19 protein-coding genes and 1 tRNA gene are annotated in these 14,519 nt (G+C 70.8%); 19 read left to right on the top strand and 1 reads right to left on the bottom strand.

Annotated elements, in window-relative coordinates; all coding sequences use genetic code 11:
* Window positions 1-340 precede the first annotated feature (340 nt).
* The 14 genes from ACIQFU_RS33815 to ACIQFU_RS33750 all read left to right on the top strand — a co-directional run bounded on the left by ACIQFU_RS33815 (window position 341) and on the right by ACIQFU_RS33750 (window position 8,425).
* Window positions 341-697, top strand: coding sequence for a hypothetical protein (locus ACIQFU_RS33815; RefSeq protein WP_136208184.1), 357 nt, complete (start codon window positions 341-343; stop codon window positions 695-697).
* A gap of 3 nt (window positions 698-700) precedes the next feature.
* Window positions 701-2,056 (top strand): FtsK/SpoIIIE domain-containing protein, encoded by a 1,356-nt coding sequence (locus ACIQFU_RS33810; protein WP_402556747.1) that lies wholly within the window; start codon window positions 701-703, stop codon window positions 2,054-2,056.
* 21 nt (window positions 2,057-2,077) lie between these two features.
* Window positions 2,078-2,275: a hypothetical protein gene (locus ACIQFU_RS33805; RefSeq protein ID WP_392036766.1), complete on the top strand. Its 198-nt coding sequence runs from the start codon at window positions 2,078-2,080 to the stop codon at window positions 2,273-2,275.
* An 18-nt stretch (window positions 2,276-2,293) separates the two neighbouring features.
* On the top strand, window positions 2,294-2,977 hold the full coding sequence (locus tag ACIQFU_RS33800) for a DUF2637 domain-containing protein (RefSeq protein ID WP_402556745.1): 684 nt from the start codon (window positions 2,294-2,296) through the stop codon (window positions 2,975-2,977).
* Between the two features lie 15 nt (window positions 2,978-2,992).
* A complete protein-coding gene (locus ACIQFU_RS33795) occupies window positions 2,993-3,184 on the top strand; it encodes a mobile element transfer protein (protein WP_189414978.1) in 192 nt (63 codons plus the stop codon).
* A gap of 9 nt (window positions 3,185-3,193) precedes the next feature.
* Window positions 3,194-3,349, top strand: a complete 156-nt coding sequence (locus ACIQFU_RS33790; RefSeq protein WP_202546018.1) for a hypothetical protein — start codon at window positions 3,194-3,196, stop codon at window positions 3,347-3,349.
* 20 nt (window positions 3,350-3,369) lie between these two features.
* Entirely contained in the window at window positions 3,370-3,699 is a 330-nt protein-coding gene (locus ACIQFU_RS33785; RefSeq protein WP_402556742.1) for a SpdD-like protein, read from the top strand.
* Window positions 3,700-3,790: 91 nt separating this feature from the next.
* The gene (locus ACIQFU_RS33780) at window positions 3,791-3,973 is read left to right on the top strand and encodes a hypothetical protein (RefSeq protein WP_402556761.1); all 183 of its coding nucleotides are present in this window, start codon (window positions 3,791-3,793) and stop codon (window positions 3,971-3,973) included.
* A gap of 5 nt (window positions 3,974-3,978) precedes the next feature.
* Window positions 3,979-4,224 carry a hypothetical protein gene (locus tag ACIQFU_RS33775; protein ID WP_402556740.1) on the top strand — a complete coding sequence of 82 codons (246 nt, stop codon included), beginning with the start codon at window positions 3,979-3,981 and terminating at the stop codon, window positions 4,222-4,224.
* Window positions 4,221-4,919 carry a DNA methylase gene (locus tag ACIQFU_RS33770; protein WP_402556738.1) on the top strand — a complete coding sequence of 233 codons (699 nt, stop codon included), beginning with the start codon at window positions 4,221-4,223 and terminating at the stop codon, window positions 4,917-4,919. Before ACIQFU_RS33775 ends, ACIQFU_RS33770 begins: the two co-directional genes overlap by 4 nt.
* Window positions 4,916-6,292 (top strand): replication initiator protein RepSA, encoded by a 1,377-nt coding sequence (gene repSA / locus ACIQFU_RS33765; RefSeq protein WP_402556737.1) that lies wholly within the window; start codon window positions 4,916-4,918, stop codon window positions 6,290-6,292. The genes ACIQFU_RS33770 and repSA overlap by 4 nt, the downstream gene beginning before the upstream one ends.
* 16 nt (window positions 6,293-6,308) lie before the next feature.
* The gene (locus tag ACIQFU_RS33760; RefSeq protein WP_402556760.1) at window positions 6,309-6,479 is read left to right on the top strand and encodes a helix-turn-helix transcriptional regulator; all 171 of its coding nucleotides are present in this window, start codon (window positions 6,309-6,311) and stop codon (window positions 6,477-6,479) included.
* On the top strand, window positions 6,476-7,849 hold the full coding sequence (locus ACIQFU_RS33755; RefSeq protein ID WP_402556736.1) for a tyrosine-type recombinase/integrase: 1,374 nt from the start codon (window positions 6,476-6,478) through the stop codon (window positions 7,847-7,849). The genes ACIQFU_RS33760 and ACIQFU_RS33755 overlap by 4 nt, the downstream gene beginning before the upstream one ends.
* A 192-nt stretch (window positions 7,850-8,041) precedes the next feature.
* Window positions 8,042-8,425, top strand: coding sequence for a DUF6083 domain-containing protein (locus ACIQFU_RS33750; RefSeq protein ID WP_402556734.1), 384 nt, complete (start codon window positions 8,042-8,044; stop codon window positions 8,423-8,425).
* A gap of 174 nt (window positions 8,426-8,599) precedes the next feature.
* Here ACIQFU_RS33750 and ACIQFU_RS33745 read toward each other — a convergent pair.
* A tRNA-Arg gene (locus ACIQFU_RS33745) sits at window positions 8,600-8,671 on the bottom strand.
* 178 nt (window positions 8,672-8,849) lie between these two features.
* Between ACIQFU_RS33745 and ACIQFU_RS33740 the strand changes: the two genes are divergently transcribed.
* The 5 genes from ACIQFU_RS33740 (at window position 8,850) to thrC (ending at window position 14,414) form a co-directional block, all read left to right on the top strand.
* Complete coding sequence (locus tag ACIQFU_RS33740) at window positions 8,850-9,326, top strand: response regulator (protein WP_402556733.1); 477 nt, start codon at window positions 8,850-8,852, stop codon at window positions 9,324-9,326.
* 105 nt (window positions 9,327-9,431) lie between these two features.
* Window positions 9,432-10,487, top strand: coding sequence for an ArgS-related anticodon-binding protein NrtL (gene nrtL / locus ACIQFU_RS33735; RefSeq protein ID WP_402556731.1), 1,056 nt, complete (start codon window positions 9,432-9,434; stop codon window positions 10,485-10,487).
* Between the two features lie 18 nt (window positions 10,488-10,505).
* Window positions 10,506-11,897: a diaminopimelate decarboxylase gene (lysA, locus tag ACIQFU_RS33730; protein ID WP_402556730.1), complete on the top strand. Its 1,392-nt coding sequence runs from the start codon at window positions 10,506-10,508 to the stop codon at window positions 11,895-11,897.
* 159 nt (window positions 11,898-12,056) lie between these two features.
* Window positions 12,057-13,349: a homoserine dehydrogenase gene (locus ACIQFU_RS33725; protein ID WP_402556729.1), complete on the top strand. Its 1,293-nt coding sequence runs from the start codon at window positions 12,057-12,059 to the stop codon at window positions 13,347-13,349.
* Between the two features lie 6 nt (window positions 13,350-13,355).
* The gene (gene thrC / locus ACIQFU_RS33720; protein WP_402556728.1) at window positions 13,356-14,414 is read left to right on the top strand and encodes a threonine synthase; all 1,059 of its coding nucleotides are present in this window, start codon (window positions 13,356-13,358) and stop codon (window positions 14,412-14,414) included.
* Window positions 14,415-14,519: the final 105 nt, after the last annotated feature.

The raw sequence follows: 14,519 nt of genomic DNA, 5'->3' as shown, positions 1-14,519 counted from the left end.
CCCGCTGGAACAGGTCCCACAACTCGTCTGGCACCAGCCGCTCAACGATCTTCGACACACCACGAGTCTAACGAACCAAATGAGATGATCTCTAAGAGCTGTTGGCTACCGGGGCGTTGGTGCGAGCGCTTCCCTAGAACTGTCGCAGCAACGGGAGTTGGAATTCCCCAGCTCGCGACGGTGCTTGACATCTGGTGCGCACCAGATGCAACCTACTGGTGCGCACCAGTTGGAAGCGCAAAGCCTGCGGCTGAGCTGCGGGCTCCCGCCAACGCACAGGAGCGGCGACCCACCGCCAAGCAAGTCCGCCGCTCCCGTCCCCGGAAAAGGGAGTTCCATCATGCGTCAGATTCCCGTCGACACCTCCACTGCCACCGTGATGGTGGCCCAGTCCCCCCAGCCGAAGGTGAAGGACCGCCGTACCGGCGAGCGTGCGATGGACGCCGAGACCGGCGCCGCGCTGTCGACCGTGGACGTCATGTTCGCGGCCAACGGTGACGTCGAGATCCTGTCCGTGACGGTCCCCGAGACCGGCATCTCCGGTGACCTGATGATGGGCACCCCGGTCGCGCTGACCGGTCTGATCGCCCGGCCGTGGGAGAACGAGTTCAACGGCCAGAAGCGCCACGGCATCGCCTTCCGCGCGGTCGCCGTGACCTCCCTCGCCGCCGGCGCCTCGTCCTCGAAGGCGGCCTGAGCCATGAGCTGGCTGACCGTCGCCCTGGTGCTGGTCGTCGCCGCTGCGGGTCTCCTGCGGTGGCGGCTCCCCGCCTGGTACTGGATGACCTTCGGTGTCACCCTCGCCGCCCTGCGGGTCCTGGTCCGCTACGGCTCGGTCATGGACGCCTGCGGCCTCACGGTCCCGGCCCCGCGCTGGCGCCTGACCCTGGCCCGGATGACCAACCGGCCGATCCCCGGCCCCCGTGCCCCGCGCATCCTGCGGCTGCGGGTGACCCGTACCGGCCTGGTCCTGCGGCTCAAGCTCAGGCCCGGTCAGGACGCCTTCGACGTGGCCGCCTCGTGCGACCGACTGCGGCACTCCTTCGCCCTCTACGGCGTCACCTCCCGTGAGCTGCGCTCGGGTGTGGTGGAGCTGCGGATGACCGGCTACGACGTACTGAAGCGGGTGCAGATGCCGGCCCGTGTCGACACCCGGCCGATGCGGGTCCCGGTGGCCCTGCGCGAGGACGGAGCCGTGCACTACCGTGACTACCGCACGGTCCCGCACGGGCTCACCCTCGGTGCCACAGAGTCGGGCAAGTCGGTCTATCAGCGCACCCTCGTGGCCGCGCTCGCGCCGCAACGGGTCGCCCTGGTCGGCATCGACTGCAAGCAGGGCGTGGAGCTGTTCCCGCTGGCCCGCCGGTTCTCCGCGCTCGCCGACAACCCCGACACCGCCGCCGAACTCCTCGCCGCCCTCGTCTCCCACATGCAGGACGTGTATCAACTCATCCGGGCCCACCAGCGGATCACCGCTGACGTGCCGGATGCCGAGATCGCCGCCGACATCTGGGACCTGCCCGAAGACCTGCGTCCGGTGCCGATCGTGGTCCTGGTCGACGAGGTCGCCGAACTCGCCCTCTTCGCCACGAAGGACGACGAGAAGCGCCGGGACCGGATCATCACCGCGCTCGCCCGGTTGGCTCAGCTCGGCCGTGCCGCCGGCGTCTACCTGGAGATCTGCGGGCAGCGCTTCGGCTCCGAACTCGGCAAGGGCATCACGATGCTCCGCGCGCAGCTCACCGGCCGGACCGCGCACCGCGTCAACGACGAATCGTCGGCGAACATGGCCTTCGGCGACATCGCCCCGGATGCCGTGCTGGCCGCGATCCAGATCCCCACCGACACCCCCGGTGTCGCCGTCACCGGCGATTCCTCCGGCGGCTGGGCCCGCATCCGAGCCCCGCACACCTCGCTGCGCCAGGCCGTGAACGTCTGCAACCGGCACGCCGACCTGACCCCGGACCTGCCCGCCCTCGCGCCGTTCCGGCCCGCCCTCGGCACCCTTGCCCCGGTTCCGGCTCCGGCCGTCGAGTCGGCCCCGGCCGCCGCCTGACCCCGCCCTGGAGGCCCCGTCATGGCTACCGCGAAGAAGCCCACCACCCGCCGCAAGACCACGCCCGCCAAGCCGGAACCGGCGGCCTGTCCCGACTGCGACGGCAAGGGCGAGCTCCGCGAAACCGTCCGCGTCGGTGCCCGCAAGGGCCGCGCCACCGACGACCACCAGACCGCCCTCTGCCTCACCTGCTGGGGCACCGGCCAGACCCCCGACTGACCAGGAAGGGAGGACACCATGCCCCGCACCGCCCTTCGCGTGGATGCCGTCCTGGTGCAAGCCGTCATCGCTGGCGCCCTGTCCTTCGCCCACCTCCACGACCTGGCCGCCGCTGCCGGACAGGACGGCTGGAAAGCCTGGGCCTACCCGGTCTCCGTCGACCTGCTCCTGGTCGCCGCCTGGCGTCGACTGCGCTCCGACGGACCCTCCCGGCTGGCCTGGTGCTGGTTCCTGGTTGCCCTCGTCGCCTCGCTCGGCGCCAACGTCGCCACCGCCGGCCTGCTTGACCTGAGCAACGTCCCGGCCTGGCTGCGTATCCTCGTCGCCGCCTGGCCCGCGCTGGCCTTCATGGGCGGCACCCTCCTTGTCCACTCACCCGCGGAACGCTCCTCGACCCCGCCGGCACCCACCGCCCCGGACCAGGAGCCCGCGGCCGACGTGGAGTCCGCCCGGGGTTCCGCTGCCGATCCGGTCCCGGCTTCGGTCGACTCCGCCGACGACGCCTTGGCTCTCCCGCCCGCCGACCCGGCCCCGGCACCGCCGCCGGCCGTTCCGGTCCCGGCCGCGCTGGTCGACCACGCCCGCAAGGTCGCCGCCGACCACGAACACCGCACCGGTGCACGGATCGACACCGACACCCTTCGCGCACGTCTCGGCGTCCCGCCGCACCTGGCCGATGCCATCGCCGCCCAACTCGCCTGAGAGGAGATCACCGTCATGCCTGCCCGCGACTTCTTCCACTCCGTGATGCGGATCGGACCGGTGCAGATCGGCACCCACCGCGACCGCCACGGCCAGACCAAGCACGCCGCCGTGTGCAGCAACGACGGCTGCGGCTGGTCCGCCGACTACACCAGCCAGTCCGCCGCCCAGCTCGCCGCCCGCACCCACCGCTGCAAGGTCCGCTAGGAGGCCCTGATGGACGTCCCGCTCTGGTTCGCCCTGCTGATCGTCGGAGTCCTCGGCGTCAAGCTCATCCGCCCGCCCTGGTGGCTCATCGGCGTGCTCCTGCTCGGCGGGTTCCTCCTCGCCGACAGCGTCCTCGCCCCGGTCATCGACACCGCGCTCAAGTAGTCACGGAAGGAGGAACGTTCATGTTCCGGCCCAAGCTCCCGACCATGCCCCAGCCCACCGGCATCGTCACCCCGCCCGCCGTCATCGAACCGACCACGATCACGCCGGGCACCCCGAGCACGCCGCCGGCCCCGGCCGCTCCGGCTCCGGTCCCGACCTCGACCCGGCCCACGGTCCAGCTCACCCCGGGTACGGCGCTCGCCCTCGTCGGCGGCGGAACGGCCGTCGTCCTGGTCGTCGGCGCCGTCCTGGTCTCCGTGCTCCTGGCGGTCGCCATCACCGGCGCCTCGGTCGCCGTCTGCGCCGTCGTCCTGCGCTCCCTGCGCGCCTCCGACACCCGGCGCCGTTAACGGCCCCCGGGGCGGCTCTCTCGCCAAAGAACCGCCGCCCCGGGCGCCTTCCCACCTTCCAGACCCAACGGACCCGAAAGGCACCCTCATGATGCCCCAGCACGCCCCGACCGCGCGCATCTGCCGCGACTGCGACGGCTTCCCGACGGTCGCCATCACCACCGGCACCCGCCACAGCGACGGCACCCGCGCCACCCTCCGCGTCACCTGCTCGACCTGCAAGGGCACCGGCCACACCACCCCGGCCGCCGCGCTGACCCAGACGGGGCGGTGACGGTCGTGGGACTCCTGAACTGGAACTCCGGACAGCACTACGACCACGCCGGCGACTGCCCGTGCACCCAGTGCGGCAAGCTCACCCCGCTGCGCTCCCACGCCGGTGAGCCCGTCCACAAGGTGTGCGCGGAGGACTGGAACGACCGCAACCCGCACGCCGCCCGGCACGAGCACGACGGACACGACCTCGGCACCCACCGGTTCCACTCCGACCCGCCGCGCAAGAGCCGCAAGGGCGGTGCCCGATGAGCACCAACGCCCGTCGCGTCCTCGACCTGTTCTCCTGCGCCGGCGGTGCCGCCATGGGCTACCACCGCGCCGGATTCGAGGTCGACGGCTGCGACATCCTCGACCGCCCCCGCTACCCCTTCACCTTCCACCTGGGCAACGCCTTGGACTTACTCGCCGACCTGATCGCCACAGGTGAGATCGAGCGGTACACCCTCGTGCACGCCTCCCCGCCCTGCCAGGCCGGCTGCGCCCTCACGGTGGGCACGAACGTCTCCCAGGGCTGGGGAGGCTCCCACGTCGACCTCGTGGCGCCGACCCGGGCTCTCCTCGACGCGTCGGGCCTGCCGTACGTGATCGAGCAGCCCAACGGCCGCGCCAAGATCCGCAAAGACCTCTCCCTGTGCGGAGAGATGTTCGGGCTCGGCGTGCTGCGCCACCGCAACTTCGAGCTGGGCCGGTGGGCCACCGCACAGCCGGCCCACCCCCGCCACCGGGGCTACGTGCGCGGCCACCGCCACGGCGTCAAGCGTGAGGGCCCCTACGTCGCCGCGTACGGCAACGGCGGCGGCAAGGCCACCGTGCCCGAGATGCAAACGGCCATGGGCATCACCTGGACCGACGTCCGCGAGGAACTGACCGAAGCAATTCCACCCGCCTACACCGAATGGATCGGCCACGCCTTCCTGACCGCCCGCCAGGAGGTCTTCGCGTGAACGACTCCGCCACCCTGGCGGGCCTGGACCCGATCACTCTCGGCGACCTGCTGAGGGTGGCCGGGTCACCCGGCTTCGACCGCTGGCAAGACCAGATCAAGCGCACCGGCGGCTGCTCCGACCCGATCCACCTGACCGGCTGGGCGATCCACAAGGACAAGACCACCGGCGAGACCCTGCACCACTACACCACTGCCGACGAACCCGGCGGCCGGCTGCGCCTCGCCTGCGGCAACCGCCGGGCCTCCCGCTGCCCCTCCTGCGCCTGGACCTACGCCGGAGACACCTACCACCTCATCCGCGCCGGACTCGCCGGTGACGACCGCCGCGACATCCCCGCCACCGTCCGGGACCACCCCCGGGTCTTCGCCACCCTCACCGCACCCTCGTTCGGCCCGGTCCATAACCGACCCGGCACTCGGCTCTGCCGCTGCGGCACCCGGCACACCGAGGACGCCACCGAGCTGGGCACCGCCCTCGACCCGACCACGTACGACTACGCGGGCGCCGTGCTGTTCAACAACCACGCCGGGCAGCTCTGGCAGCGCTTCACCAACCGCCTGCGCCGCGAGATCGCCGCTCGCGCCGGCATCACCCAACGCGAGCTGAAGGAGTGCGCCCGGCTGTCGTACGGCAAGGTCGCCGAGTTCCAGAAGCGCGGTGCCGTGCACTTCCATGCCGTGATCCGCATCGACGGACCCGACGGCCCGGACGCCCCGCCGCCATCCTGGGCCACGGTCGATCTCCTCGGCGACGCGATCCGAGCCGCCGCCGCGCACTCGTACACCTCGGTCTCGGTCCCGGCCGCCGAGGACCAGCCGGCCCGCACCTTCCGGTGGGGCACACAGCTCGACGTACGCCCGGTCAAGGCGTTCGGAGATGGTTCCGACGTCACCGAACAGGCCGTTGCCTCCTACGTCGCCAAGTACGCCACGAAAGCGGCCGAGAACACCGGCACCCTCGACCGCCGGGTGGGGGAGCTGTCCGAACTCGAGCGACACGACGTCCCCGACCACGCTCGTCGCCTCATCGCCGCGTGCAAGACCCTCGATCCGCTCTACCCCGACCGGCGCTTGTGGGCCTGGGCTCACATGCTCGGCTTCCGCGGCCACTTCTCCAGCAAGAGCCGCCGCTACTCCACCACCCTCGGAGCTCTCCGCCAGGCCCGCGCCGACTACCGCGCGGCCCAAGAGGTCGCCGCCTCCGGTCTGGAGGACCGCGAGCCGGACACCGTCCTCGTGCTCGCCGACTGGCAGTACGCCGGCCACGGCCACACCCCCGGCGAATCCGCCCTCGCCGCAACCATCGCCCGAGATCTCCAGCTCAACCGCCAAACCGCCCGCGAAGAGCTCTTGGCCCTGGAAGGAGCCTGACGTGAAAGACGAGCTGATGACCGTTCCGCAGATCCTCGATGAGCTCGGCGGAGTATCACGGAGGACGTTCTACCGGTGGCGCGAACTGGGACAGGGACCGGCTTCCTTCAAGCTCCCGAACGGGGAACTGCGGGTGTGGCGAAGCGACTTCCGGACCTGGTTGCGACAGTTGGAGTCCGCCGCGTGAAGTCTCTCGACGTCAAGGTCTGGGGGGTGCGGAAGAGGAACACGAAGAAGTCGTCCTATGACGTCCGGTGGATCGTGGCCGGCAATGTATTTTCCAACCAGTTTCGCACCAAAGGGCTGGCGGATCACTACCGTTCCAAGCTCCTGCGGGCCGCTCATGGCGGCGAGGAGTTCGACACGGTCACGGGGTTGCCGGACTCGATGGTCGAAAAGGCGACCTCTATGAGCTGGTACGCCTTCGCTCTGAAATACCTCGCCATGAAGTGGCCGCATGCCGCTCCCAACACGCGTAATGGCATCAACGAGTCGCTGACTGCGGTGACCACGGCCCTGCTCGACGATCGACCAGGTCGGCCACCCGAAGAGCTGATCAGGAGGGCGCTCCGGAACTGGGCTTTCGTCCTTCCCGGTCCAGATGACCGCGAACTGCCACAAGAGATCGCACACGCGCTGCACTGGGTGTCGAAGGCTTCACGCCCCCTCGCCGATCTCGGTGACGCTTCGATCGCCAGGGCCGTGCTGGACGCGTTGAAGCTGAAACTGGATGGCACTGCGGCAGCCGCGGAGACTGTTCGGCGCAAGCGCCGGACGCTCGTCAATGCCCTGCACTACGCGGTCGACCTTGGGGAGTTCAAAGAGAATCCGATCACTGGCATTCGCTGGAAGAAGCCGAAGGTAGCCGGAGAAGTCGATCCACGGGTGGTGGCCAATCCAGAGCAGGCGCGCTCTTTGCTGACGGCTGTGTCGTACGTTGGCGGTTATGGTCGGGCTCGCGGCCGTCGACTGGTCGGCCTGTTCGCCTGCATGTATTACGGGGCCTTCCGCCCCGCTGAAGCTGTGGGCCTCACGGCGGCAGACCTGAAGCTGCCGGAGACGGGCTGGGGCACGGCGTTGCTGAACCGGACGCGTCCCAGTGCTGGCAAGCAGTGGACGGACTCGGGAGAGACCCACGACGACCGGGGTCTGAAGAATCGGCCGGCTGAGGAAGTGCGGCTCGTGCCGATCCCGCCCCAGCTCGTTGCCATCCTTAAGCGGCACCTCGACACCTTCGGTACCGCCGAGGACGGGCGGCTGTTCACCAATGAGCGTGGGGGAGTGGTCGGCTCATCGACGTACTTCCGCGTGTGGCAGGAGGCTCGTGTGTTCGCTCTCCCGCCGGCCGCGGTGGCCTCTCCACTCGCTGCCCGTCCGTACGATCTGCGGCACTCGGCGTTGTCCACCTGGCTCAACGCCGGTGTCGACCCGACGGAGGTCGCCGAACGCGCAGGTAACAGTGTGGAGGTCTTGCTGAGTCGGTACGCAAAATGCATCGACGGGCGGCAAGAGGTCGTCAATCGCAAGATCGAAGAGCTGTTGCGCGAGTACGAGTGACACATACGTGAGTCGTAGCCCCCAGCCCGCATGGACTGGGGGCTTCGCCGTATCTCAGCCGCGTGGCGTCGGTCGTTGGTTGTCCGTTGCACCTGCCGCGTCGCTTTTGGCTCCGCTGGTGGACTTTTGCCCCAGGGGTTCCGTCCGGTTCGCGCTCTACGCAGAGGCTGACGGACTGGCGACCCTCACGGTATGGGGCTTTTAGAGAGGGAACCGCGGCGGCTGAGTGGTGGGCAGTCCCCTTGTCCTGACTGCGGTCTGTTGCAGGACCGAGTACCGACGCTTGAGCAAGAGTGGGTGCTGCTGGAGCCGGACATGAATCCCCTGGCCCATACGGTGCCGGCGGAGCACCGGTGGATCGAACTGTCCGATGGGCGGGTGACGGTCTACGGGGTGTGCCCGCCGGATCAGTTCCAGCGGTGCCGCGTCGAGCACTGCCTTGCCTGCCCTGCACAACCTCTGCCGGATCTGTGGCCGTGGTTGACGTCCCTGCGAGGGGAGAACGCGCGGCGAGTGGAGCGGCAGAACGATCCGGAGCCGCCTTCGCCCCATGAGGAGTGGCCGGACGCTGGCTGACGGGTCCTCCGGAACTCTGAGGCTGACCAGGGGAGACAGTCCAAGATCCTGTCCACGAATAGTCCACAGACGCCGACATGCGCCTGCTCCGGGCAGCACACGGCTGCACATACGCGAAGACCCCGCTCTCAGCGTTTCCGCTGGTGACGGGGTCTTTGAGCACCTCATGAAGGGTGCCCCCGGCAGGATTCGAACCTGCGCACACGGCTCCGGAGGCCGTTGCTCTATCCCCTGAGCTACGGGGGCGTGTCGGTCGCGGTCGGTGTTGCTCGCGGCGACGGGTAGAACACTACCAGCTCGCCCGGGGTGGTCATGAACGGGTTTTCGCGGGTCGCGGGGTGTGCCGTGCGGGGGTTGTCCCCCGCGCGGGGTTGAAGTGGGGAAAACCCGGACGCGGTGGCCGGTGTCGACCTACTCTCGAGTTGTGCCTAGGGCGTCCGGCCGGATTCTTGTTGTGGACGACAACAAGGTCATCCGGCAGCTGATCAGGGTCAACCTCGAGCTGGAGGGCTTCGAGGTCGTGACCGCGGGCGATGGTGCCGAGTGTCTGGAAGTCGTCCATCAGGTGCGGCCCGACGTCGTCACGCTGGACGTGGTCATGCCTCGGCTGGACGGGCTCAGGACGGCTGCCCGGCTGCGTGCCGATCCCCGTACCAGGGATCTTCCGATCGCGATCGTCAGTGCCTGCACGCAGTACGAGGTCGACGCCGGGTTCGCCGCGGGGGTCGACGCCTTCCTGTCCAAGCCGTTCGAGCCCGCCGAGCTCATCGGTCTCGTACGGCAGTTGGCCGAGGGGGAGGTGGGCGGGCCCGCCGGTGATGCGTCCGGGGCGGGTTCGCCCGCCTCCCTGTCGCGGGTCCGTGGGCGTGCCGGGGAGAGTGGGACGCCCGCCCAGGCGTGAGCCGGAGCGGCGGGCGCACCCGGGTTGCCCCGGCGTCCGTCCATATCCCGGGACTGCCGGGAAACGGTTCGCCTGCCCACCCCCCTCCTCCCATACGCTTGTCCCGTGACCCCCGTCGAACTCTCCCGCACCGTGCTGCACGCGGTGCGTCGCGCCGTCGACGCGGGGGAGCTGAGCGTGGCCGTGCCGACGCGTGCCGTGGTCGCACCGCCGGGGCCCGGAGGGTGCGGGGACTACGCCACCGGCATCGCCCTCCAGCTGGCCGGGCCGGCCGGCCGGACGCCGCTCCGGGTCGCCCAGGTGCTGCGGTCCCACCTCGTCGGGTCCGACGGAATCACCGACGTCGTCCTCACCGGGCCGGGGTTTCTCAACATCAGTCTCGACCGGGCCGCCTCGGGCGCCGGGCTCGTCGACGAGATCCTGCGCCGTGGGACCCGGTACGGGTACGCCGACGGGGCCGGCGGGCGCATCGTGCAGCTGCACTGCCCGCACGACCTGCGTGCCGTCGTCGTCGCCGAAGCCTCCGCGCGGCTCCTCCGCTCACAGGGGGCCCTGGTCCGGGTGACCGCCGAGGGGTTCGAGCCCGCGTGGGCCTCCGTCCTGGGGGCAGAGGTCGACGCCGTCGGGGCGGCCCCCGCCGAGCTGCCCGTCAACGTCCGGCCCGTTCCGGCGCCCGTCTCCGCCGAGCTCCTGGCCCTCGGGCACGACGCCGGACGCTGGGCCCTGCTCCAGCCCGCGGCCCACGACCGGCCCCGCACCGGCGACGAGCACCTCGTCCAGCGTGAGAGCAACCCCCTCTTCCGCGTGCGCTACGCCCACGCCCGCGCCCGTGCCGCCGCTCGCAACGCCGCCGGCCTCGGGTTCACCGCCGAACCCGGCCCCGTCGACGAAAACGGCACCGAGCAGGCACTCCTCGCCGCCCTCGCCGACCACCCCCGCGTCCTCGCCGCCGCCGCGGAGCAGCGCGCCCCCGACCGGCTCGCCCGGCATCTCGTCGCCGTCGCCGACGCCGCGCTGCCCTTCCTGCTCACCGTGCTGCCGCGCGGTGGGGAGAAACCCTCGGCCGCGCACCGTGCCCGGCTGGCCCTCGCCGAAGCCGTCGGGGCGGTGCTGGCCGGCGGCCTGGCCCTCCTCGGCATCGACGCACCCGAACACCTCTGAGAGAGCACGGAAGACGCCATGAGCCGTTCCGCACACCCCGCCGGACCCCGTCACGCCGACGTCCTGCCCGAAGGGCACTACTCCGCTCCGGCGGACGATCTCAACGCCCTCGACCCCAAGGTCTGGGCCCACACCGTCGGACGGGACGCGGACGGGGTGGTCACCGTCGGCGGGATCGCCGTCACGCAGCTCGCCGAGGAGTACGGCACCCCCGCCTACATCCTCGACGAGGCCGACTTCCGGGACCGGGCACGGGCCTGGCGTACCGCCTTCGGCAACGACGCCGACGTCTTCTACGCCGGGAAGGCCTTCCTGTCGCGGGCCGTCGTGCGGTGGCTGCACGAGGAAGGGCTCAACCTCGACGTCTGTTCCGGGGGCGAGCTCGCCACCGCGCTCTCCGCCGGGATGCCCGCCGAGCGGATCGCCTTCCACGGCAACAACAAGTCGCCGGAGGAGATCGAGCGCGCCGTCCGCGCCGGGGTCGGGCGGATCGTGCTCGACTCGTTCCAGGAGATCGTGCGGGTCGCCCACATCGCCCAGTCGCTGGGCAGGCGGCAGCGGGTGCAGATCCGGATCACCGTCGGCGTCGAGGCGCACACGCACGAGTTCATCGCCACCGCCCACGAGGACCAGAAGTTCGGGATTCCGCTGGCCGGCGGGCAGGCGGCGGAGGCGGTGCGGCGGGCCCTGCAGCTCGACGGGCTCGAGGTCATCGGCATCCACTCGCACATCGGGTCGCAGATCTTCGACATGTCGGGGTTCGAGGTCGCCGCGCACCGGGTGGTCGGGCTGCTCAGGGACATCCGGGACGAGCACGGGGTCGAGCTGCCCGAGATCGACCTCGGCGGCGGGCTCGGGATCGCGTACACCAGTGACGACGACCCCCGCGAGCCGCACGAGATCGCCAAGGCGCTGACCGAGATCGTGACGCGGGAGTGCGAGGGCGCCCGGCTGCGTACGCCGCGCATCTCCGTCGAGCCCGGGCGGGCCATCGTGGGGCCGACCGCCTTCACCCTGTACGAGGTCGGCACCGTCAAGCCCCTCGACGGGCTGCGGACCTACGTCTCCGTCGACGGCGGGATGTCGGACAACATCCGTACCGCCCTGTACGACGCCGAGTACAGCGTGGCCCTCGCCTCCCGCACCTCCGACGCCGAACCGATGCTCGTGCGCGTCGTCGGCAAGCACTGCGAGAGCGGGGACATCGTGGTCAAGGACGCCTTCCTGCCGGGCGACCTGGCACCCGGTGACCTCATCGCCGTACCGGCGACGGGAGCCTACTGCCGCTCCATGGCCAGCAACTACAACCACGTGCTGCGTCCGCCGGTCGTCGCCGTGCGGGACGGCGCGGCGCGGGTCGTCGTACGGCGGGAGACCGAGGAGGACCTGCTGCGGCTCGACGTCGGATGACCCCGGCCGCGGTGGGACGGCTGCCGACGGAGAAGATCCTTCGGTGCGCACCCCCTCCGAAAATGAAATAAACGTCTCACGATCCGGACGAAAGGCAGAAAATCCCGTCCGGTGCGTGAGACTGGTCCAACCGTAGACGGTATGAGGAAACGAGGTCGGATGATGCGTACGCGTCCGCTGAAGGTGGCGCTGCTGGGCTGTGGAGTGGTCGGCTCAGAGGTGGCGCGCATCATGACGACGCACGCCGCCGACCTCGCCGCCCGGATCGGGGCCCCGGTGGAGCTCGCGGGTGTCGCCGTACGGCGTCCCGACAAGGTGCGCGAGGGGATCGACCCCGCGCTCGTGACCACCGACGCCACCGCCCTCGTCAAGCGGGGGGACATCGACGTCGTGGTGGAGGTCATCGGGGGGATCGAGCCCGCGCGGACACTCATCACCGCCGCCTTCGAGCACGGTGCCTCCGTGGTCTCCGCCAACAAGGCGCTCATCGCCCAGGACGGCGCCGCCCTGCACGCCGCCGCCGACGAGCACGGCAAGGACCTGTACTACGAGGCCGCCGTCGCCGGCGCCATCCCGCTGATCCGGCCGCTGCGCGAGTCCCTCGCCGGCGACAAGGTCAACCGGGTGCTCGGCATCGTCAACGGGACGACCAACTTCATCCTCGACGCGATGGACACGACGGGGGCGGGCTACCAGGAGGCCCTCGACGAGGCCACCGCCCTCGGGTACGCCGAGGCCGACCCGACCGCCGACGTCGAGGGCTTCGACGCCGCCGCCAAGGCCGCCATCCTCGCCGGGATCGCCTTCCACACGCGCGTGCGCCTCGACGACGTCTACCGCGAGGGCATGACCGAGGTCACCGCCGCCGACTTCGCCTCCGCCAAGGAGATGGGCTGCACCATCAAGCTGCTCGCCATCTGCGAGCGGGCGGCGGAGGGGGGATCGGTCACCGCGCGCGTGCACCCCGCGATGATCCCGCTCAGCCATCCGCTGGCCAACGTGCGCGAGGCGTACAACGCGGTCTTCGTCGAGTCCGAGGCCGCCGGGCAGCTGATGTTCTACGGGCCCGGTGCCGGCGGCTCCCCGACCGCCTCCGCCGTGCTCGGCGACCTCGTCGCCGTCTGCCGCAACCGGATCGGCGGCGCCACCGGCCCCGGTGAGTCCGCGTACGCCGCGCTGCCGGTCTCCCCGATGGGCGACGTCGTCACGCGCTACCACATCAGCCTCGACGTGGCCGACAAACCGGGCGTGCTCGCCCAGGTCGCGACCGTGTTCGCGGAGCACGGTGTCTCCATCGACACCGTGCGGCAGTCCGGCAAGGACGGCGAGGCATCCCTCGTCGTCGTCACCCACCGCGCGTCCGACGCCGCCCTCGGCGGTACGGTCGAGGCGCTGCGCAAGCTCGACACCGTGCGGGGTGTCGCCAGCATCATGCGGGTTGAAGGAGAGTAACCAGCAATGACCCACCAGTGGCGCGGAATCATCGAGGAGTACCGGGACCGGCTGCCCGTCTCCGACAGCACGCCCGTCGTGACGCTCCGTGAGGGCGGCACCCCGCTCGTGCCCGCGCAGGTGCTCTCCGAGCGCACGGGCTGCGAGGTCCACCTCAAGGTCGAGGGGGCGAACCCGACCGGGTCCTTCAAGGACCGCGGTATGACCATGGCCATCAGCAAGGCCAAGGAGGAGGGTGCGCAGGCCGTCATCTGCGCGTCCACCGGGAACACGTCCGCGAGTGCCGCCGCCTACGGCGTGCGGGCCGGCATGGTCTCCGCCGTGCTCGTGCCGCAGGGCAAGATCGCGCTCGGCAAGATGGGCCAGGCCCTCGTGCACGGCGCGAAGATCCTCCAGGTCGACGGCAACTTCGACGACTGCCTCACGCTGGCCCGTGCGCTCAGCGACAACTACCCCGTGGCGCTGGTCAATTCGGTCAACCCGGTGCGTATCGAGGGGCAGAAGACGGCCGCCTTCGAGATCGTGGACATGCTCGGCGACGCGCCCGACATCCACGTCCTCCCGGTGGGCAACGCGGGCAACATCACCGCGTACTGGAAGGGGTACGGGGAGTACGCCGCCGACGGGGTCAGCACGAAGGCGCCCCGCATGTGGGGGTTCCAGGCGTCCGGCAGCGCCCCGATCGTGCGCGGCGAGGTGGTCAAGGACCCGTCGACCATCGCCACCGCCATCCGGATCGGCAACCCCGCCTCGTGGGACTTCGCGCTCGCCGCGCGGGACGAGTCGGGCGGCGCCATCGACGAGGTGACGGACCGTGAGATCCTGCGCGCCTACCGGCTGTTGGCCTCCCAGGAGGGCGTCTTCGTGGAGCCCGCGTCCGCCGCGTCGGTGGCCGGTCTGCTGAAGGCCGCCGAGCAGGGCAAGGTCGACCCCGGGCAGCGCATCGTGTGCACCGTCACCGGCAACGGGCTCAAGGACCCGGACTGGGCCGTCGCGGGCGCCCCGCAGCCGGTCACCGTCCCGGTCGATGCGGCGACGGCGGCCGAGCGGCTCGGGCTGGTCTGACCGGTCCGGGCGGCGCACTCCCGGAACGCGACCGGCGCAAGAGGGCGTAAGCGACGTCCGGCCGGGAAAGCCGCACACGGGGGGTGCACAGGGGGCTTACGACAC

This window comes from Streptomyces sp. NPDC093065, from assembly GCF_044754585.1.
Taxonomy (GTDB): domain Bacteria; phylum Actinomycetota; class Actinomycetes; order Streptomycetales; family Streptomycetaceae; genus Streptomyces.
This window is presented reverse-complemented; position numbering and strand designations above follow the sequence as displayed.

Excerpts from the sequence above, each read along its gene's own strand:
- ACIQFU_RS33815 (WP_136208184.1), top strand. The coding sequence starts at position 341 with ATGCGTCAGATTCCCGTCGACACCTCCACTGCCACCGTGATGGTGGCC.
- thrC (WP_402556728.1), top strand. The coding sequence starts at position 13,356 with ATGACCCACCAGTGGCGCGGAATCATCGAGGAGTACCGGGACCGGCTG.
- ACIQFU_RS33785 (WP_402556742.1), top strand. The coding sequence starts at position 3,370 with ATGTTCCGGCCCAAGCTCCCGACCATGCCCCAGCCCACCGGCATCGTC.
- ACIQFU_RS33780 (WP_402556761.1), top strand. The coding sequence starts at position 3,791 with ATGCCCCAGCACGCCCCGACCGCGCGCATCTGCCGCGACTGCGACGGC.
- ACIQFU_RS33760 (WP_402556760.1), top strand. The coding sequence starts at position 6,309 with ATGACCGTTCCGCAGATCCTCGATGAGCTCGGCGGAGTATCACGGAGG.
- ACIQFU_RS33790 (WP_202546018.1), top strand. The coding sequence starts at position 3,194 with ATGGACGTCCCGCTCTGGTTCGCCCTGCTGATCGTCGGAGTCCTCGGC.
- ACIQFU_RS33795 (WP_189414978.1), top strand. The coding sequence starts at position 2,993 with ATGCCTGCCCGCGACTTCTTCCACTCCGTGATGCGGATCGGACCGGTG.
- ACIQFU_RS33750 (WP_402556734.1), top strand. The coding sequence starts at position 8,042 with ATGGGGCTTTTAGAGAGGGAACCGCGGCGGCTGAGTGGTGGGCAGTCC.
- ACIQFU_RS33725 (WP_402556729.1), top strand. The coding sequence starts at position 12,057 with ATGATGCGTACGCGTCCGCTGAAGGTGGCGCTGCTGGGCTGTGGAGTG.
- ACIQFU_RS33805 (WP_392036766.1), top strand. The coding sequence starts at position 2,078 with ATGGCTACCGCGAAGAAGCCCACCACCCGCCGCAAGACCACGCCCGCC.
- ACIQFU_RS33800 (WP_402556745.1), top strand. The coding sequence starts at position 2,294 with ATGCCCCGCACCGCCCTTCGCGTGGATGCCGTCCTGGTGCAAGCCGTC.
- ACIQFU_RS33810 (WP_402556747.1), top strand. The coding sequence starts at position 701 with ATGAGCTGGCTGACCGTCGCCCTGGTGCTGGTCGTCGCCGCTGCGGGT.
- lysA (WP_402556730.1), top strand. The coding sequence starts at position 10,506 with ATGAGCCGTTCCGCACACCCCGCCGGACCCCGTCACGCCGACGTCCTG.
- ACIQFU_RS33770 (WP_402556738.1), top strand. The coding sequence starts at position 4,221 with ATGAGCACCAACGCCCGTCGCGTCCTCGACCTGTTCTCCTGCGCCGGC.